This is a genomic window from Pseudoduganella sp. jia 12 (assembly GCF_055502675.1).
Window position 1 is genome coordinate 150310 of record NZ_JBUXKP010000001.1, and the last position, 20363, is coordinate 170672.

The following is a 20363-nucleotide window of genomic DNA, read 5'->3' on the forward strand; positions in this document are numbered from 1 at the left end:
CTTTCGCTGCGAGCGGGCCCGCGCGGTTACTTCTTGCAGGCCGCGGTCGGATTCGCGGCCGGGCCTTCGGTCGTCTGTGGAATGAACGGGATCGTGCCGTCCGCGTTGTACTTGAACTCTTCCACGGCCACCGAGCGGCGGAACTCGTCGCCGGTCGGCAGTTCGGCGTTGTGGTAGAAGATATAGGACTTGCCGTTGAATTCGGCGAACGCCTGGTGGATCGTCGGCGTCTTCTTGTTCTGGTCCATGATCTTGCCGCGGTAGTGCCACGGGCCCGTCACCTTCTTCGCCGTTGCGTACACCGTGTGCTCGGGGAATTCGCGCGAGTACGACAGGTAATAGATGCCGTTGCGCTTGTGGACGTATGGCGCTTCCGTGTAATGCGGCAGGCTGGTGGTCTGGATGTCGCCATCCATCGCGATCATGTTCTTCTTCAGCTTGACGAACTTGAGCGTCTGGTTGCCCCAGAACAGCCACGGCGTGCCGTCGTCGTCGATGAAGATGCCCGGATCGATGTCGTCCCAGGCGATGTCGGTTTCCATCGTCATGTCGTTCGTGATCAGCGCCTTGCCGATGGCGTCGCGGAACGGGCCCGTCGGGCTGTCCGACACGGCCACGCCGATGCCCTTGGCGTTGGTGCTGTTGTCATGCACGGTCGCATAGAAATAATACTTGTTGCCGACCTTCGTGATGTCGCTGGCCCAGGCGGAGCCGCCCGACCACTTGAACACGTCGTAGCGCAGCGCGGTGCCGTGCGCCGTCCAGTTCTTCATGTCGCAGGTCGAGTACACGAGCCATTCGTTCAGCACGAAATCCTTGTCCTGCGGCTTGGGGCGCGCTTCGTCGTGGCCGGTGTACAGGTAGACGCGGCCCTTGTCGACCAGTACGGCGGGATCGGCCGTGAACTTGTCGGAGAACAGGGGATTGCCGGCGCTGGCCGTGGCGCACGCGCAGGCGGCCGCCACCGCGAGCGCCAGGGCGCCGAGGCTTTGCTTCTTCATCTAAAACTCCTCAGGATTGTTGCGAGCGGACGGACAGCAGCCGTTGCACCACGCAGAACAGGAACAGCAGGCCGCCGATGACGATCTTCGTCCACCAGGAACTCAGCGTGCCATCGAAGGCGATCAGGGTCTGGATCGTGCCGAGCACCAGCACGCCGGAGAGTGCACCGGCCACGTAGCCGTAGCCACCGGTCAGCAGCGTGCCGCCGATGACGACCGCGGCGATCGCATCGAGTTCGGTGCCCTGCGCATGCTGGCCATAGCCGGACAGCATGTAGAACGCGAACAGCACGCCGCCCAGCGCGGCGCAGAAACCGGAAAACGCGTACACGCCGATCTTGGTGCGGGCCACGTCCAGGCCCATCATCAATGCCGACTGCTCGTTGCCGCCGATGGCGTACACGCCACGGCCGAAGGCGGTGCGGCGCGAAGCCCAGATGGCGATCGCCAGCACGACCAGTGCGATCGCCGCGCTTGGCGAGATAAACCCGCCGATGAAGGGAATCTGCGTCTGCGACGCGGCCACGAACAGCGGGTCTTCGATCGTGATCGATTCGATGCTGATCAGGTAGCACAGGCCGCGGGCCAGGAACATGCCGGCCAGCGTGACGATGAACGGCTGCAGCTGGAAATAATGGATCAGCGCGCCCTGGAACGCGCCGAACACGGCGCCGAAGGCCAGCACGATGGCAATGACGGCCAGCGGATTCCACCCGGCGCTCAGCAGCCAGGCCGCGATCATCGTCGTCAGCGCCAGCACGGAACCGACCGACAGGTCGATGCCGCCGGCCAGGATCACGTAGCCCATGCCCACGGCGATCACCAGCAGGTGCGCATTGTCGATCAGCAGGTTCAGCATCACCTGCCCGGACAGGAAGCCTTCGTAGGCGGCGCCGCCGGCGCCCAGCAGCACGGCCAGCAGGATCACGGTGACGAGCGACGTGAACCACGGCGCACTGGTGATGCCGGGCCCCGCAGCCTTGCCGGTTCCGGTGCTATTCAAGACAGCGGTATTCATTTACGGCCCTTCCACAGCTTCTGGAAACCCGTCGACTGCGACAGGCACACGATGAAGACGACGACAGCTTTCACGACCATGTTGATTTCCGGCGGCACACCCAGCGAATAGATCGTCCACGTCAGCGTCTGGATGATCAGCGCGCCGATCATGCTGCCCACCAGGCTGAACTTGCCGCCGGCCAGCGACGTGCCGCCCAGCGTGACGGCCAGGATGGCGTCCAGTTCGAGCAGCATCCCCGCATTGTTCGCATCGGCGCTCTTGATGTTCGAGCTGATCATCAAACCGGCCATGCCCGCGCACAGGGAGCAGAACACGTAGGTGAAGAAGATCAGCGTGGCGGTGCGGATGCCGGCCAGCCGCGCGGCCACCGGGTTGATGCCGACCGACTGGATGAACAGGCCCAGCGCCGTTTTCTTCAGCAGCAGGCCCACGACCAGCAGCACGGCCGCCACGACCCACAGCGAGAACGGCAAGCCAAGCAGGTAGCCGCTGCCCAGGAAGAAGAACGGCTCGTAGTACACGGTCACGATCTGGCCATCCGTGAACAGCTGCGCCAGGCCGCGGCCGGCCACCATCAGGATCAGCGTGGCCACGATCGGCTGCAGTTTCAGGCCGGCGACCAGCACGCCGTTCCACGCGCCGCACAGGATCGCGATGCCCAGTGCGGCGGCCAGCGCCACCGGCATCGGCGTGTTCGCCACGTATTCGGGCTGGCCATTGTTGATGACCATGGTGCCGCCGATCAGCATGGCGGCCACGGTGCCGGAGAGCGCTACCACCGCCCCCACGGAAATATCGATGCCGCGCGTGGCGATGACCAGCGTCATGCCCAGCGCCGCCAGCATCAGCGGCGCCGCGCGGTTCAGGATGTCGATCAGCGGGCCATACAGGTGGCCATCCTTGATTTCCAGGCTGAGGAAGCCGGGAATGAAGACGATGTCCAGCACCAGCAGCGCGGCCAGCGCCAGGATCGGCTTGGCCAGCGAGTGCGACAGCAGGGAAGCCCTGGCCGGCGCGGGTTTCGCCACCGTGGCGGCTGGCGCCGGCGGCGCCATGTTTGCTTGCGTCATGCGCGAATTCCTTCCACTTCTTCTCCCGCGATCACCTGCAGCACGGTCTGGTCGTCCAGGTCGCCCCGCACGTACTCGCCGCATTTCTCGCGGTCGCGCAGCACCACCATGCGGTCGCTGCAGCGCAGCACCTCGGGCAGTTCGGACGAGATGAACAGCACCGACATGCCCGTCTTGCATAGCGTGGTCACGTAATCCATGATCTCGCCCTTGGCGCGCACATCGATGCCGCGCGTGGGTTCGTCCAGGATCATCAGCTTCGGATCGGTCGCCAGCCAGCGCGCCAGCAACACCTTCTGCTGGTTACCGCCGGACAGCGTGCCGATCGGCGTTTCGATACTGGCCGTCTTGATGCCCAGCCATTTCACGTAGTTCTCGGCGATTTCCTGCTGCAGCTTCATCGGGATCGCGCGCATCACGCCGGCGCGGGCCTGCATCGCCAGGATCAGGTTCTCGCGCACCGACAGCGACAGGATCGCGCCTTCATGCTTGCGGTCTTCCGAGCAGAAGCCGATGCCGGCCGCGATCGCGTCGCGCGGCGTATCGAACCGGCCCGACTTGCCGCCGATCGTGATACTGCCCGTGTCGGCCTTGTCCGCGCCGAACAGCAGGCGCGCCAGTTCCGTGCGGCCGGAGCCCAGCAGGCCGACGAGGCCCAGCACTTCGCCCTGCTTCACGTCAGCATCGATGGGCTTCAGGGCGCCGCGGCGGCCCAGGCCCTCGATCGTCATCAGCGTACCGCCGGCGTGATGTGCTTCCTGTGCCTTCGGTGCCGTCTCCTCGGCCTGCTGCGCCGGCGCGCCGATCATCTTATTGACCAGCGCAAGGCGGGACAGTTCGCTGGCCGGGTACTCGCCTTCGCGCTCGCCGTTGCGCATCACCGTGATGCGGTCCGAGATGGCATACGTCTGGTCGAGGAAGTGCGTGACGAACAGGATCGCCATGCCCTCTTCGCGCAGGCGGCGCAGCACGCGGAACAGCAGCTGCACTTCGGCTTCGTCCAGGCTGGACGTCGGCTCGTCGAGGATCAGCACTTTCGCCGACGTGTTCAGCGCCCGCGAAATCGCCACCATCTGCTGGATCGCCAGCGAGTAGCGGGCCAGCGGCTGCGTCACGTCGATATCGACTTCCAGCTGGCGCAGCAGCGTGGCGGCCTGCTCGCGCATCGATTTCCAGTCGACGCCGAACCACATGCGCGGGTAGCGGCCGATGAAAATGTTTTCCGCCACCGACAGGTTTGGGCACAGGTTGACTTCCTGGTACACCGTGGAGATGCCCAGTTCCTGGGCCTCGAGCGTGGAATCGGGCTGGATCGGCCGGCCGTCGAGCACCATGGTGCCTTCGTCCGGCGTGTACACACCCGTCAGCACCTTGATCAGCGTGGACTTGCCGGCGCCGTTCTGGCCCATCAGCGTGTGCACTTCGCCGGGGTACAGGCGCAGGCCCGCATTGGACAGCGCCTTCACGCCGGGGAAGCTTTTATGGATGCCGGTCAGCTCCAGGACCGGCTGATTGGCTGCCATGCTCAGTACTTACGGTTCGGGAATTCTTTCAGCGCTACCTCGGCCGGGAACACGCGTTCCTCGACGACGAGGCGCTTCGGCACCTGCTTGCCGGCCTTCACGTCCTTCGCCGTCTGCATCAGCAAGGGCCCGAGCAGCGGATTGCATTCCACGGACACGTTCAGCTTGCCCTGGATCATGGCTTCGAACGCGCCGCGCACCCCGTCGATCGACACGATGACGATGTCCTTGCCCGGTTTCAGGCCCGCTTCCTCGATGGCCTGGATGGCGCCGATGGCCATGTCGTCGTTGTGCGAGAACAGCACGTTGATGGTCTTGCCGTGCGCTTTCAGGAACGCTTCCATCACCTCCTTGCCCTTGGCGCGGGTGAATTCGGCGGTCTGCGTGCGCAGCAGCTTGAGCTGCGCATTGCCCTTGGTGACTTCGTCGAAACCGGCCTTGCGGTCGATCGCCGGCGCCGAACCCACGGTGCCCTGCAGTTCCACGACATTGAACGTCTTGCCCGGCTGCTTCTTCACGAATTCGTTGAGCCAGCGGCCGGCGCGGCGGCCTTCCTCGACGAAGTCGGAACCGATCAGCGTCACGTACAGCGATTTGTCCGCCACGTTGACGTCGCGGTCGGTCAGGATCACGGGGATGTTGGCGGCCTTGGCCTCGCGCAGCACCGTGTCCCAGCCCGATTCCACCACGGGCGAGAACGCGATCACGTCCACTTTCTGGGCGATGAACGAGCGGATCGCCTTGACCTGGTTTTCCTGGCGCTGCTGCGCGTCGGCGAATTTCAGGTTGATGCCGGCCTTCTTGGCGGCATCCTTGACGGACACGGTGTTCGCGGTGCGCCATTCCGATTCCGCGCCGACTTGCGAGAAGCCCATCACGAGGGGTTTGGCCGCGAGGGCGGGGAAAGCGGTACCGGCCAATGCCAATGCCGCTGCGGCGATGAAAGTCCTGCGCTGTACAGTCATGCGTGTCTCCGTGCTGTAGGGTGGTGCGGATTGCGGAAGCAGACGATCCATGCAATATGGGCGAATGCCATTATTCTTTTGCGGCTATGGTAGAAGAAATTGCCATGCCGAACCAATATATTTTTATGGCCGTCTCATATCTTTTTTGCTATCGCAGCAGCCGCAAGCCATACAGGCCGCCGGCGATCGAGCCTTCCTTCGCCGCGAATTTCACTTCGATCTTCGTGCCCAGCCCTTCCGGCAAGGTGACGTCGCGCGTGTAGAACGCCTCGCTTTCCTGCTTCAGCGTTACCGACTGCAGCGGCTTGCCGTCGACGAGGATGTCGAATTTGCGGCCCGCATCGCCGGAGGCGAACGTGAGGCGCAGCACTTTCGCCTCGCCCTTCGGGTTATTCAGCACATAGCTGAACCAGCCCGTGGCGTGGCGCCAGTGGCGGCCCGCGTTGACGCCGGCATCCGCGCCCTCTCCCTTGAAGGCGTGGTCGGACTCGGGCTGCTGCTCGCCGGGCGCCACCTGGTCGATCGTGCGGGCGCTCAGGGCCAGGCGTTCCTTTTCCTCCTGCGCGGTCTGCTGCTGCAGGGCCGCGTAGCCGGACGGCGTGGAACGCTGCCAGTACATCGTGTAGCGCGCGTCATGCAGGCGGAAGAACGGGATCAGCTGCAGGTTCTTCGCATTGCCCGGGCCGCGGATCAGGTCCGGCGCCGTGAACGTCAGCGGTTGCCCTTTGACGGGGCGGATCCTGCTCGTGAAATCCTTCGCGTCCGACACGAACATGGGTGCCGCGCCCAGCGGGCAGATCTCGCCCTTGGCGATGTGGCCCATGCGCGAATCGTTGGCCAGCACGTTCAGCTTCTCGTCCTTGAATGGTGCCGTCTTCGCGGCCAGCACGATCGGGCCGTGCATCACGGCATACCAGTTCGACTTGTCCGGCATCTGTTCCAGGTGCGTCTTCATCGGCAACTTCAGATCGACCGTATCGCCATCGTGCCATTCCCGGTCGATGCTGACGTAGCCATCGTCGCCGGGCGTGGCGTTCACCGGCTTGCCATTGACCTTCACCGCCAGCGCGCCCTTCGCCACCCAGGCCGGATGGCGCAGCTTGATCTTGAATTTTCCCGTACCCTGGACGGTGACGCGCGTGGTGTCCTCATCGGGGAAGGCCGTGGCCTGCGTGATGCGCACGTTCTTTTCCGCCCAGTTCAATTCGGACGGAATGAACAGGTTCACGAACAGCGCATCCGCCTCCTTGGCGTAGATGAACTGCCCGTATTTCGCGTGGCTCTCGATGCCGGAGCCCACGCAGCACCACATGCCCTCCTCCACCTGCGAGTACACGCGGTAGTGGTTCGGGCGCATCGGCGTGAAGTACACGAAACCACCGGTCTCGGGGCGCTGCGACGACAGGATGTGGTTGTACAGCGCGCGCTCGTAGTAGTCGCCATAGCGCGACTGGGGCTTGTCGGCGAACAGCAGCTCGGTGAGCTTGAGCATGTTGTACGTGTTGCAGGTTTCCGGGCCTTCCACGTCGTCGATCATGGGACCGAAGTCCTTGTGGTCGTGGAAGTGCTCGCGCACGCTGTTGCCGCCGATGGCCACGCTGCGGTTGTCGACCACCGTCTGCCAGAAGAAGCGCGCCGCCGCCCGCATCTTCGGATCGTTCGCCAGCGTGCCCACGCGCTCGAAGCCGATTACCTTCGGGATCTGCGTGTTCGCGTGCAGGCCGGTCAACTGGTCCTTGCCCTGCTCCAGCGGGTCGAGCACGGCGCGATGGGAAAAACGCTGCGCCAGCTTCAGGTATCTGTCGTCGCCCGTCATCTCCGCCACGTCGGCCATCACCTCGTTCATGCCGCCATGCTCGGCGCGCAGCATGGCCTGCATCTGCGTGTCGGTCAGTTTCGACGTGAGGGCGAGCGCCCAGTCAGAATACTTGATGAGCATTGTCTTGGCATCGGCATTGCCGCCAATCTTGTAGGCATCGCGCAGGCCGGCAAAAGTCTTGTGCAGGTTGTACCACGGCACCCACTTGCCGTTGACGCTGAAATTATCCGCGTGCAGCTCGCCTTTGGCGATCTTGTCCAGCGCTTCCTTACCCCCGGGGACGCCGCCAAGATAGCCGTCGCCGCTCGCTTCCTGGCAGCGTTTCAGCTCGCGCACGAAGTAATCGAGGCGGTCCTTGACCGCCTGGTCGCCGGTCGCCGCATGCATCAGCGCCAGCGCGGACAGGTAGTGTCCGCCCATGTGGCCATCGAGGCCGCTGGACTCCCAGTTGCCATACGACTGCTTCACCGCCGGCAGCCCCGCCTCGCGGCGGAACGGCGCCAGCAGGCGGTCCGGATCGAGCGCCATCAGGTAGCGCAAGTCCGTTTGCTGCGCTTGCAGGAACGGGCTGGCCGTCAGGCGCACGTCGCGCAGCTGGAACAGGTCGGCGGCATGGGCGGAGTTTGCCGCGCACAAGGCGGCGGCGAAGGCGAGGTGGCGGAGTGTGGGCATGGACTTTTCCTGTTCTCAGAGCTTGATGTCGAGAGAGCGCCGGCGCTTCAGGGGTCTGTCCCCGGTAAGCGTCAGCAATGGAGCTCGCTTTTGGCGTCTCGAGGGGACTGACCCCGGTTTTCTTGCTGGTGCCGCCGATCATCTGGCAGCAAACCGGGGTCAGTCCCCTGGATCAGTGCTGGCGACCGGGTTCCGTTTCGCCGACTGGCGGGGACAGACCCCTGCGACGCGGACACTGTCCCCGACCTCATCTCTTCCGAGCCGGGCACTGGATCCGCACTACAACCGGCGCTTACTTGCCGCCGGCCGGCAGCAGCACGCTCCGGTAGCTGTTCAACTGCGCGGGGTCGACGACCGGCCAGCCGGCAGCATCCCACTTCATGTCGAGTACCTTCAGCTTCTGGCGGTAATCGTCGCCGGTTTCGTAGGCATGCAGCACGAGCACGTCGCGGTTGTCGAACGTGTAGGCGCTGTTGTGGCCCAGGCCCACCCACTCGCGGTTGCCCTTGATGACGAGCGAGCCGCCGCCCTTGGCCATGTCCTTGCCGTCCTTGTCCAGGTAAGGCCCGGTGATCGCCCTGGAGCGGCCGACCACGACGTGGTACGTGCTTTGCTCCTTCTTGCAGCACAGGCCCCACGAAGCGAACAGGTAGTAGTAGCCGTTCTTGCGGAAGATGAACGGCGCCTCGATTTCCGCCGGCGCGGCCGATTCGTCGGGCTCGAACGCGGGACGTTCGCGGCGCGCGATCGTGTGCCATTCCTGCGGCTCCGCCGGTTTCGTCCAGTCGGCGTTCAGCTTGAAGAGCTTCAGGCCCGTCCAGAACGAGCCGAACGACATCCAGCCATTGCCCTGTTCATCGGCGATGACGGCCGGGTCGATCGCGTTCCACAGGTCGCGGCCCGGCACCGACTGGATCACCATGCCCTGGTCTTCCCACTTGTAGTCGGGCGAGCGCGGGTCCAGCGTCTTGTTGACCGTCACGCCCATGCCGGACGTGTTCTTGCCGAAGCCGGACACCGAGTAATACAGGTAGTACTTGCCGTTGCGCTGGACGATGTCCGGCGCCCAGATATGGCCATCGAACGACGGTGCGGCCTTCTTTGCCCAGACAGGATCCTGCGCGAACACGCGCCCTTCGGGGCGCCAGTTCTTCATGTCCTTCGAGCTGTAGAACGTGATGCCGGGGCCGGTGGAGAACACGTAGTACGTGTTGCCGTCCTTTGCCATGACCGGGTCGTGCACGCCGACCTGCGTAGCCTGGGCGCCCGCGGCGCCGGCCAGCAGCGCCGCCGCCAGTACAAAACTGCGAAACTTCATTGCATATCTCCTTCGGTTACTCTTGCCGCACTGCTCGCGCGCTGGGAACGCATGCATGACACCCAGCTGCGAACTGCTGGGGTCAGACCCGGCGGGGTGAAGCGGGGGTTTCGGGAAGCATGCTTCGCGCCCGCGGAACGGTGCTGGCATGCATGCCAGCACTCCTCCCTGACCCCAGCCTCACGCTCTTGGAGTAAATGCATGCGGACCGGGGAAACCCCTGCGCACGGCATTCGCTTCAGTTAACTGCTTCGCTAACGCTGCCTCAGTTGCCAACCCTGGCGCCCCACAGCGACACCCCGTCCGCATTCTGCGCGGAGAAGGTCACCGTGAACGCATTCGCGTTGGCATTGTATTGGCGCGAGAGCACGCCGCTGTACGCCGCCGCCGTGCCGTCGATGGCCAGTGCGATGCGGTTGCTGCCCTTGTGCGTCCACGTGCCCGATACCGCGCCCGACACCTTGCCGTCGGCCGACAGCGTAATGGCCTGCGACTGCCTGATGGCTGCCGTGATGTCCTTGCCGTGGTTGACCAGCTTGTACGAACCGGCGACATCGGCCGCGGCGACCGTTGCCGCTGGCGCACCCGCCGCCCGGCTCAGTGGCACGTAGCGGAACGGCGCCACGACCGGCCAGCCATCCTCGTTGATGAACATCTCGTGCGTGCGCACTTCATGGAATTCGCCCGTGCCAGGGAAGCGGGCATGGAAGATGATGAAGTACTGCTTCGTGGCCGGGTCGTAGTATGTGCTGTTGTGGCCCGGCGAAACGTAGCCGGCGGCCGTACCGGTTTCGCCGGCGGCCAGCGCGAACTGGTGGTTGCCCATCAGCTTCTGGCCGTGCGGCGCGATGCTGGCGTCGTCGAACAGCGGCTTCGATGGATCCGATTTCACGGTCGCCATGTCGGTGCCCTTCGCATCCACGTAGGGACCGTCGGCATTGCGCGAACGCGCCACGCGCACGTTGTAGGCACCGTTCGCATCGAGGCCGCCGAACGACGTGAACAGGTAGTAGTACCCGCTCTCCGGACTGTACTGCACGTAGGCGCCTTCGATACGGGCATGGTTCCCGCCCAGCATGTGCTTGCCGTAGCCCTGGCCCGGCAGCGGCTTGCCGGTGGCCGGGTCCATCGCCAGGATGAAGATGCCGCCCGAGTAGGAACCGTAGACCATCCACAGCTTGTTGTCCTTGTCGCGGAAGACCTGCGGGTCGACCACGTTCGGATGTTTCACCGCATCGTAGATCGTGCCGTCGGCACCCGCCTCGCCCCACATGCCGGACTTCAGGATGATGCCCTTGTCCACGTACGGGCCTTCGATCCTGTCGGCCACGGCCACGCCCAGCGCGGAACGGGGCGAATCGCCCTTGCAGGCGTTGTAGTAGAAATAGAACTTGCCGTCGTCGAGCCGGATCACGTCCGGCGCCCACAGCGTGTTGGACTGCGCCCAGGCGAAGGTTTCCGCCAGCGCCTTCGTCACGTCCGCGAACAGCGGATTGGTGGCGGTGGCGCCGTCGGCGATCTTCGTCCAGTTCATCAGGTCCGTCGACTTCGCCGCGGCGAGGTGCGAACCGAAGATGTAGAAGGTGCCGTCCACGCGCACGACGGAAGGGTCGTGCACGCCGACATTGGCGAACGTGACCGGCGCCTGCACCGGGGCGGTCGGCGTGGTCGGGGTAGTCGGGGCGGTCACCACGGGAGGGGTTACGGGGGGTGAATTCGCCGCGGGCGAGTCGCTGCCGCCCCCGCCGCCACAGGCGGCGAGGGTCAGCAGGCCCGCCGCGGCCAGCGAGGCCGCGAGCGTTCCTGTCTTCATGCGCTTACTCGACGGAGCCGACAACCACGGACTTCGCCGGCAGCTGGATGGTCAGCTTGCCGCCCGCGGCCTGCGCGGCATACGCCGCCGGCTTCACGGCGTTCGGCGCGTCGAACGTGTTGTGGGCATCCATCTTCGCGGACGTCAGCACCTGGCCAGAGAATTTTCCGGCGGCGCCACCACCCACGTTGACGGTGACTTCGGTGGCCTTGTTCGGGTCCGTGTTCACCAGTGCCAGGTACACCTTGCCATCCTTGGCGCGCGCTGCCGAAGCGCTCACCTGCGGTACCGCCTGGGTGCCCGCGCTGTACGCGGTATTGTTCTCCAGCGTCACCGGCAGCGACGTCGCATCCTGGAACGGCACATACATCTTGTAGGCGTGGTAGGTCGGCGTCAGCACCATGCGCGTCTTGTCGGTCAGGATCATCGCCTGCAGCACGTTGACCATCTGCGCGATGTTCGTCATGCGCACGCGATCGGCGTGTTCGTGGAAGATATTGAAGTTCAGCGCGGCGACGACGGCGTCGCGCAGGCTGTTCTGCTGGTACAGGAAGCCGGCGTTGGTGCCCGGTTCCACGTCATACCAGGTGCCCCATTCGTCGACGAACAGGCCAACCTTCTTCTCCGGGTCGTTCTTGTCCATCACGACCTTGTTGTCGCGGATGAACTTGTCCATCTTCAGCGTGTTCTGCATCGTGCTGAACCACTGCGCTTCCGGGAAGCCGGTGGCGGCGCCCTTCACTTCCCACTTGCCCGTGGGGATCGTGTAGTAGTGGAAGCTCACGCCGGCCATGTCGTTCTTGACTTCGCGCGTCAGCACGTCGGCCCATTTCACGTCGTCCGTGTGGCCGCCGCTGGCGATGATCTGCGGCTTGTATTCCTTCGGCGCGCGGATGAACGTGGTGGTGTTCTTGTACAGGTTCGCGTAGTGTTCCGGGTTCATGTTGCCGCCGCAGCCCCACATCTCGTTACCGACGGCGAAGAAGTCTACTTTCCACGGCTTGTCGCGGCCGTTCTTGCGGCGCATCTCGGCCAGCGTGGACTTGCTCGGCGACGTCATGTACTCGATCCACTCGCTCATCTCCTGCACGGAGCCGGTGCCCAGGTTGCCGTTGATGTACACCTGGGAACCCAGCAGCTCGGCGAGGTCGAAGAATTCGTGCGTGCCGACGGCGTTGTCCTCGGTGACGTTACCCCAGTTCGTGTTGACCTTCACCGGGCGCTTGCTGCGCGGGCCGATGCCGTCCTTCCAGTGATATTCGTCGGCGAAGCAGCCGCCCGGCCAGCGCACCAGCGGCACGCGCAGCTCCTTCAGCGCGCCCACCACGTCGTTACGCCAGCCCTTCGTGTTGGGAATCTTCGATCCCGGGCCCACCCACATGCCTTCGTAGATGCCGGTGCCCAGGTGTTCGGCGAACTGGCCGTACACGTTCTTGTCGATGACGGGACCCGGCTTGGCCGTGTCGATGGTGACGGCGACCTGCGCGAAGGCGCTGCCGCAGACGGCCAATGAGAGTGCGAGGATGGTACGCTTGATCATGAGATCTCCTGATATGGTTTTTATTCGAAGACGGCAACGAAGCCGCCACGTGCTTTCAGCTTGATGCTGGTTTTTTTCGATGCGGCGACATTGGCCTGCGTGAACGCCCGGTCGGTCGCGCCGTCCGTAATGAGCTTGCCCTGCTTTTCCTGACTGCCGATGAAGGCCAGGTCCAGCACGACGGTGCGCTCCTGCGCGGCGCCGTTGAAGCCGGCCACGTACCACTTGCCGCCGGCCTGGCGCGCGATCACGGCATACTTGCCCGGTTCGCCGGCGATGAAGCGGCTGTCGTCCCACTGCGCCGGCAGCGTGCGCAGGAAGTCCTTCACATAGGCGGGCACGGTGGCCATGCCTTGCGGGACTTCAGCGAAATGCTGGATGCCGGAAACGAACAGCACGGATTCGGCCAGTTCGAAGCCGTTGCGCGTGGCGCGCTTGATCTTGGGAATGTCGCCGAACACCATCGGCGTGAAGTCCATCGGGTCGAACAGGTTGCGCGTGAATGGCAGCATGGCCGCGTGGCTTGCGATCGGGTCCTGGTCCTTCTGCTCGAACGTGCCGAACTCGAAGCCGCGCACCGCTTCCGCCGTGACCAGGTTGGGCCACGTGCGCGACCAGCCGCGCGGCAGCGTGGCGCCGTGGAAGTTCACGAGCAGCTGCGCATCGTACGCATCGCGCAGGATGCCCACGTAGTAGTCGATCATCGACTGGCCGTCGCCGCCGAAGAAATCGACCTTGATGCCCTTGACGCCCATGGTGCGCAGCTTCGCGAACTCGGCACGCCGGTCGGCGGACGTGAGCAGCTTGCCGCGCGGCGTCATGTCGGTATCGTTCCATGCGCCGGCCGAGTTGTACCAGACGAGGATGCCCACGTTCTTCGGCTTCGCGTACTCCACCAGCTCCTTGACTTTTTCATAGCCGATCTTCTGGTCCCAGTAGGCATCGATCAGCGTGTAGTCCCAGCCCATGTCGGCCGCGTAGTCGATGAACTGCTTCTGCGTGCCGAACGTGGTGAAGTCATCCTTCAGGATCGCCCAGCTCCAGGACGAATGGCCCGGCTCGATCCAAGGGGGAATAGGGCCTTGCGCGGGTGCAGCCAGGTCGGTGCCCAGCGTGGAATCGACGACGGTGGCCAGGCTGCCGATGGCCAGCACGCGCCACGGCGTCGTCATCTGGCCTTGCGCCGTGGGCAGCAACGCGCCATCCGTAAACGTTTCCTGCGGCGCCGGGCCGGCGATGCGATACACGCCGCCCTTCGACTGCGCGGCCAGGCGCGAGGCGTGGAATGTACCGTCGAGGTTCGCTTCCGTCAGCGCGACGTAGGTTGAATCACTGCGATCGCCGGTGCGGAACAGCGCCGGGAAGACCCAGCCGGCCGGCATCGGCGACGGCGTGCCGACGGGGATATCGACCTGATAGTGCTCTTCGTACGAAGGATTGGTGCGCGCGAAGCCCGTCTTGGCAACCGACATCGGCTGCAGCCACGCGCGTGCCTGCGGCGCGAACGCGAACGTGGTGGCCTCTTCCCTGAACTTCAGCTGCGGCGCGCGCGCCGTGTAGCGGAAGGCCACGCCGTCGTTCGAGACGCGGAACGTGATCTCGAGCTGCTGTTTTTCGCCGTTCAGGTAGCGCCACGTGCGCTCGTTGGCGGCATACGTGACGTTGCGGCGCTTGCCGGAAACGAGCTCGTACTGCTCGTTGACCGTGCGCTCGGCCGATACGTCCTGCGCGGCGAGCTTCTTCGTGAAATCGGCGCCGTCGAACGACAGGCCCAGCGCCGACTCGCGCAGCACCGGCTTGCCGGCACGCGCGATCCTGTAGGTGACGGCGCCCTCTTTCGTCTGCGCGACGGTGACGGCCAGCTTGCCGTCGGGGCTCGCGAGGGTTTGTGCTGCGGGCTGGGAAGGTGGTGCTGCAAACGCGGCGGCCGGCGCGGCGAGGGCCGACACCGCCAGTATCCGGAACAAGGCAGGTTTCATGGTGGCTAACGATGAAAAGCGCTGCCGTGGCAGCGTGCTGCGATCGGAACTACAAAGCGAGCATGCGTGGCTGAGCCCTGGTTGTGCACGCACAACCAGGGCTCGACTGCGCAGTGTTATACCCAGCCCGCGTCGACGATGAATTCCTGGCCCGTGCACATGGCGCTGTCGTCGGCGCCCAGGAACAGGATCATCGCGGCCACGTGTTCCGGCATCAGCTTGCCCGGCAGGCACTGGGCGCGCTTGATTTCCGCTTCGCCGGCGTCGTCGAGCCACAGGTCGATCTGCCGCTGGGTCATCACCCAGCCCGGCGTCACGGTGTTGACGCGGATGTTGTGCGGGCCGAAGTCGCGCGCCAGGCAGCGCGTGAGGCCGATCACGGCCGCCTTCGTGGTGCCGTAGACGGGATAGCCGGGGTTCTTGGCATGCCACGACATGGAGCTGACGTTGATGATCGAGCCGCCGCCCTTCTTCTTCATGCCTTCCAGCACGGACTGGCAGGTGAAGAACATGGGGCGCTGGTTGATCGCAATGCGTTCGTTCCAGTATTCCAGCGTGACTTCTTCCGGCTTGTGGCGCTGGTCGTTGGCGGCGTTGTTGACGAGCACATCGAAGTCGCCGATCTCCGCCGCCAGTTCGGCGATCGTGTTCTGCAGCGCGGGAATGTCCGTGATGTCGCAGTAGCGGTACAGGGGCGCCGGGTGGCCGGCGGCCTTGATGCGCTCCACCAGCGCCAGGCTGGGTTCCTTCGCGATGTCGACGAACGCGACGATCGCGCCCTGCTCCGCATACGATGCAACGATCGCTTCACCGATGCCGGTGCCGCCACCGGTGACGAATACGCGCTTGCCGCGCAAACTGCCGAACTTGGCAAAATCAGTCATGCTCTGTCTCCCGTTCTTATCCAACTTTTATCCAACAACTGTTGTTCGAGCCTGTCGCTCATTGCTTTCCCAGCACGCCATCGCGGCGGCGCCAGATGCCCAGCGGGTTGCCGTCGCGCAGCGCTTCCGGCAGCAGCGGCTGCGGCAGGTTCTGGTAGCACACCGGGCGCAGGAAGCGCAGGATGGCACCGGTACCCACCGATGTGCTGCGGCCATCGGCCGTGGCCGGGAACGGCCCGCCGTGCACCATCGCCGTCGACACTTCGACGCCCGTCGGGAAGCCATTCGCGAGGATACGGCCGACCTTGCGCTCCAGTGCCGGCAGCAGCGTGGCGGCGGCATCGTAATCATCCTCTTCCAGCTGCAGCGTGGCGGTCAACTGGCCTTCGAGATGGTCCGTCACGCGGCGCATCTCTTCCACGTCGCGGCAGGCCACCATCAGCGAGACCGGGCCGAATACTTCGCCGTGCAGGGCTTTCTCGGCCAGGAAGGCATCGGCCGACGTGACGAACAGCGCCGCGCCCCCCTTGCCTTCCGCATGCTGGCCCAGCGCCAGCGTCTTCACGCCCTGCTGGCCCGCCAGCGCGGCCACGCCCTGCTGGTAGGCACCGGCGATTCCGGCGGTCAGCATGGTGCCCGCTGCAACGCCACCCAGCGCGGCGGCCGCGGCATGGGCGAAAGCGTCGAAGTCCGGGCCGGCGATGCCGAGCACCAGCCCCGGGTTCGTGCAGAACTGGCCGACACCCATCGTCAGCGATCCGGCGAACTGCTGGGCGATATCAAAGCCGCGCGCCTTCAGGGCGCCCGGCAGCAGGAACAGCGGATTGATGCTGCTCATCTCCGCGTACACGGGGATCGGCTGCGGACGCGCCGCGGCCACCGCCATCAGCGCCATGCCGCCGAAACGCGAGCCCGTGAAGCCCACGGCCTGGATCTCGGGATGCGCCACCAGCGTCTGCCCGATGGCGTTGCCGGTACCCGTCAGCAGCGCGAACACGCCGGCCGGCAGGCCAGACAGCTCGACGGCTTTCACCACCGCGCGGCCCACCAGTTCGGACGTGCCCGGGTGTGCCGGATGCGCCTTCAGCACGACCGGGCAACCCGCGGCGAACGCCGACGCCGTGTCGCCACCGGCGACCGAGAACGCCAGCGGGAAATTCGATGCGCCGAACACGGCCACCGGGCCCACGCCGATCAGGCGGTAGCGCAGGTCCGGGCGCGGCGGCGCACGTTCCGGCAGCGCGGAATCGATGCGAACGTCGCGGTACGAACCTTCGCGCAGCAGCTCGGCGAACAGTTTCAGCTGGTTCACCGTGCGGCCACGCTCGCCTTCGAGGCGCACGCGCGGCAGGCCCGTCTCGGCCATCGCGCGCTCGATCAGGTCGTCGCCGATGGCCACGATCTGTTCGGCCACCGTTTCCAGGAACGCCGCGCGCTCCTGGTCCGTCGTGGCGCGGAACGTGTCGAACGCGGCGCCGGCCAGGCGGCACGCCTGGTCGATCTGGTCCGCCTCGGCTGTGTGGAACGACGGCTCGATGTGCGCGTTCAGGGCCGGGTTCCAGGCCTTGAAGTCGCTGCCCGTGCCCCGCACGGCGCTGCCGCCGACCAGGGATTCGCCGGTGATGATGCCGCGGTTCGTGTCGATCATAAGGCCTTGACCTGTGCCACCTGCGTTTCGACGACGGTCAGCTTGTTGCGCAGCGCCGGGCCGAAGGCCGGGGATGCCACTTCGAACGTTTCGCCCGGCTGCACGGAGATGTTGTCCGCGAAGCTCAGCGTGGCGGTGCCGAAGAAGTGCACGTGCACGTCGCCCGGGCGCTTGAACAGCTGGTACTTGAAGTGGTGGTGTTCCAGGTTGGCGATCGTGTGCGACATATTGTTTTCGCCGGAGACGAACGCCTTTTCCCAGCGCACGTTGCCGTCGGTATCCAGCACGCGCGACACGCCGTCGATGTGCGCCGGCAACTCGCCCACCAGCAGGGCCGGGCCCACGCCGCATACGCGCAGCTTCGAGTGGGCCAGGTACAGGTAGTTCTGGCGCTCGGTCACGTGGTCGGAGAACTCGTTGCCGATCGCGTAGCCCAGGCGGTATGGCTGGCCATCGTCGCCGATCACGTACAGGCCGGCGATTTCCGGTTCCTCGCCGCCGTCCAGCGCGAAGTCGGGCATGGCCAGCGCTTCGCCCGTGGCGGCCACGATCGATCCGTCGCCCTTGTAGAACCACTCCGGCTGCACGCCGGCCTCGCCTGCCGCGGGCTTGCCACCCTCCACGCCCATGCGGAACATCTTCATCGAGTCCGACAGCGTTTCGACGTCGCCGCCGATCTTCTTGTGCATCGCGTCGCGCGCATCGGCGGAACCCAGGTGGGTCAGGCCGGTGCCGGTCACGTAGGTGTGGGCGTCGTCTTCATGGTCCAGCGGTGCCAGCGGCGTCACGTCCGCATAAGCCACCGTGGTCAGGCCGGCCGTGGCTTCGGCCAGCGCGGCCAGGCCCTGCTTCTTGCGGATGGCGTCCTGCGCCAGCGCGTAGGTGGTGGTGTAGCCGTCGATCACGCGCAGCGTGTCGTTTTCCAGGATGCCCACGTGGCGGGCGCCGTCTTTGTTCTTGAATTGTACGAGCAGCATGGGAGGACTCCGAAAATTGGGTGCCGGCGCCGCCACGAGGGGGAGTGGGCAGCGGCGCCGGCGATGAAAGCGTTGTTCGCCCGGGCCTGTGCGGCCTGGCGTGACCTTAGTGCGAGTGCTTCGGTACCTTGGAACCGCGCGTGCCGACCAGGAAGTCGAAGTCGCAGCCTTCGTCGGCCTGCAGCACGTGGTCGATGTACAGCCCGGCGTAGCCGGTCTTCGGCAGGTCGTTCTTCACCTCGGCGCGGGCGGCCAGGCGGGCCGCCATCTCTTCGTCGGAAATCTCCAGGTCGAGGCGGCCGCCGGCGCAGTCCAGCGACACGATGTCGCCATCCTTGACGATGCCCAGCGGGCCGCCGGCCATCGCTTCCGGCGCCACGTGCAGCACGACGGTACCGTAGGCGGTGCCGCTCATGCGCGCGTCGGAGATGCGTACCATGTCCTTGATGCCCTTGGCCAGGATCTTCGGCGGCAGGCCCATGTTGCCCACTTCGGCCATGCCCGGGTAGCCTTTCGGGCCGCAGTTCTTCATCACCAGCACGCAGTTCTCGTCGACGTCCAGGTCCGGATCCAGGATGCGCGTCTTGTAGTGGTCGAAGTCCTCGAACACGATGGCGCGGCCGCGGTGCTGCATCAGGTGCGGCGATGCGGCGGACGGTTTCAGCACGGCGCCGCGCGGCGCCAGGTTGCCGCGCAGGATGCAGATGCCGCCATCCTTGATCAGCGGGTTGTCCAATGGGCGGATGACTTCGTCGTCGTAGATCGGCGCATCCTTGTTGTTTTCCCAGATCGTCTTGCCGTTCGCGGTCAGCGCTTCCGGGTTCGGCAGCAGGCCGTTCTCGCCCAGGCGGCGCAGCACGCCCGGCAGGCCGCCGGCGTAGTAGAACTCTTCCATCAGGAAGCGGCCCGAAGGCAGCAGGTCGACGACGGTCGGCGTGCCGCGGCCCACGCGGGTCCAGTCTTCCAGTTCCAGTTCGACGCCCATCCGGCCGGCGATCGCCTTCAGGTGGATCACGGCGTTCGTGGAGCCGCCGATCGCGGCGTTCACGCGGATCGCGTTCTCGAATGCTTCCTTGGTCAGGATCTTCGACAGGCGCAGGTCTTCCCACACCATGTCGACGATGCGCATGCCGGACATGTGCGCCAGCACGTAGCGGCGCGCGTCGACGGCGGGGATCGCGGCGTTATGCGGCAGCGACGTGCCCAGTGCCTCGGCCATGCAGGCCATCGTGGAGGCGGTGCCCATCGTGTTGCAGGTGCCGGCCGAGCGCGAGTGGCCCGCTTCTGCGGCCAGGAAATCGTGCATCGAGATTTCGCCAGCCTTGACTTGTTCGTGCAGCTGCCAGACGGCGGTGCCGGAGCCGATGCTCTTGCCGTTCAGCTTGCCGTTCAGCATCGGGCCGCCGGTGACGACGATCGCCGGGATGTCGCACGATGCGGCGCCCATCAGCAGCGCGGGGGTGGTCTTGTCGCAGCCGACCAGCAGCACGACGGCATCCATCGGATTGCCGCGGATCGATTCCTCGACATCCATCGACGCCAGGTTACGGGTCAGCATCGCGGTCGGGCGCAGGTTCGATTCGCCGCTCGAGAAGACCGGGAACTCGACGGGCCAGCCGCCGGCTTCGATGATGCCCTTCTTGACGTGCTCGGCGATCTTGCGGAAGTGGGCGTTGCAAGGGGTCAGCTCCGACCAGGTATTGCAGATACCGATGATGGGCTTGCCCTGGAACTCGTGGTCAGGAATGCCCTGGTTCTTCATCCAGCTGCGGTACATGAAGCCGTTCTTGTCCTGCGTGCCGAACCATTCGGCGGACCGCAGCTTTACATTCTTTTTCGTCTCAGACATTCGCTTCTCCAGAGTTGTTCTGCGCCCGGCGAACTGGCAATCCCCCGTCGAGCTTTGATTTACGAATGTTAAAGAATGGAATGATGTTATTCCAATGAATAAAAAATGATCAGCGATATGAAAAAAGATATCTGAGCAAGCAAAAATCAGCTTCAAACCGGGTTTACGGGCTATTTTCACCCAACGGCAGAGGCCGGGGTCAGCCCCAGCGGGTCTGACCCCAGGTGTTGCCCCCGGGTTTTGGCGCAAAAATAATGGGGACGGACCCCATTTTCCAGGAAATA

Annotated in this window: 14 protein-coding genes; all 14 read right to left on the reverse strand. The window is 65.1% G+C overall.

Annotated elements, in window-relative coordinates; all coding sequences use genetic code 11:
- Window positions 1-26: 26 nt before the first annotated feature.
- On the reverse strand, window positions 27-1001 hold the full coding sequence (locus ACY65G_RS00665; RefSeq protein WP_464995450.1) for a glycoside hydrolase family 43 protein: 975 nt from the start codon (window positions 999-1001) through the stop codon (window positions 27-29).
- A 10-nt stretch (window positions 1002-1011) separates the two neighbouring features.
- Window positions 1012-2019 carry a galactofuranose ABC transporter, permease protein YjfF gene (gene yjfF, locus ACY65G_RS00670; protein ID WP_464995451.1) on the reverse strand — a complete coding sequence of 336 codons (1008 nt, stop codon included), beginning with the start codon at window positions 2017-2019 and terminating at the stop codon, window positions 1012-1014.
- Window positions 2016-3077: an ABC transporter permease gene (locus ACY65G_RS00675; protein WP_464995889.1), complete on the reverse strand. Its 1062-nt coding sequence runs from the start codon at window positions 3075-3077 to the stop codon at window positions 2016-2018. Before ACY65G_RS00675 ends, yjfF begins: the two co-directional genes overlap by 4 nt.
- Window positions 3078-3088: 11 nt before the next feature.
- Window positions 3089-4615: a sugar ABC transporter ATP-binding protein gene (locus ACY65G_RS00680; protein WP_464995452.1), complete on the reverse strand. Its 1527-nt coding sequence runs from the start codon at window positions 4613-4615 to the stop codon at window positions 3089-3091.
- A gap of 2 nt (window positions 4616-4617) precedes the next feature.
- Window positions 4618-5580: an ABC transporter substrate-binding protein gene (locus ACY65G_RS00685; protein ID WP_464995453.1), complete on the reverse strand. Its 963-nt coding sequence runs from the start codon at window positions 5578-5580 to the stop codon at window positions 4618-4620.
- 148 nt (window positions 5581-5728) lie between these two features.
- Window positions 5729-8071, reverse strand: a complete 2343-nt coding sequence (locus tag ACY65G_RS00690) for a beta-L-arabinofuranosidase domain-containing protein (RefSeq protein ID WP_464995454.1) — start codon at window positions 8069-8071, stop codon at window positions 5729-5731.
- Between the two features lie 292 nt (window positions 8072-8363).
- Window positions 8364-9389 (reverse strand): family 43 glycosylhydrolase, encoded by a 1026-nt coding sequence (locus ACY65G_RS00695; protein WP_464995455.1) that lies wholly within the window; start codon window positions 9387-9389, stop codon window positions 8364-8366.
- A gap of 265 nt (window positions 9390-9654) precedes the next feature.
- Window positions 9655-11202, reverse strand: a complete 1548-nt coding sequence (locus ACY65G_RS00700) for a glycoside hydrolase family 43 protein (RefSeq protein ID WP_464995456.1) — start codon at window positions 11200-11202, stop codon at window positions 9655-9657.
- A 4-nt stretch (window positions 11203-11206) separates the two neighbouring features.
- On the reverse strand, window positions 11207-12742 hold the full coding sequence (locus tag ACY65G_RS00705) for an alpha-N-arabinofuranosidase (RefSeq protein WP_464995457.1): 1536 nt from the start codon (window positions 12740-12742) through the stop codon (window positions 11207-11209).
- A gap of 20 nt (window positions 12743-12762) precedes the next feature.
- Complete coding sequence (locus ACY65G_RS00710; RefSeq protein WP_464995458.1) at window positions 12763-14721, reverse strand: glycoside hydrolase family 97 protein; 1959 nt, start codon at window positions 14719-14721, stop codon at window positions 12763-12765.
- Between the two features lie 116 nt (window positions 14722-14837).
- Window positions 14838-15605 (reverse strand): SDR family NAD(P)-dependent oxidoreductase, encoded by a 768-nt coding sequence (locus ACY65G_RS00715; protein WP_464995459.1) that lies wholly within the window; start codon window positions 15603-15605, stop codon window positions 14838-14840.
- A 58-nt stretch (window positions 15606-15663) separates the two neighbouring features.
- Window positions 15664-17253 carry an aldehyde dehydrogenase (NADP(+)) gene (locus tag ACY65G_RS00720; RefSeq protein WP_464995460.1) on the reverse strand — a complete coding sequence of 530 codons (1590 nt, stop codon included), beginning with the start codon at window positions 17251-17253 and terminating at the stop codon, window positions 15664-15666.
- Complete coding sequence (gene araD1 / locus ACY65G_RS00725; protein ID WP_464995461.1) at window positions 17250-18230, reverse strand: AraD1 family protein; 981 nt, start codon at window positions 18228-18230, stop codon at window positions 17250-17252. The genes ACY65G_RS00720 and araD1 overlap by 4 nt, the downstream gene beginning before the upstream one ends.
- Before the next feature lie 106 nt (window positions 18231-18336).
- Window positions 18337-20079, reverse strand: coding sequence for an IlvD/Edd family dehydratase (locus ACY65G_RS00730; protein ID WP_464995462.1), 1743 nt, complete (start codon window positions 20077-20079; stop codon window positions 18337-18339).
- Window positions 20080-20363: the final 284 nt, after the last annotated feature.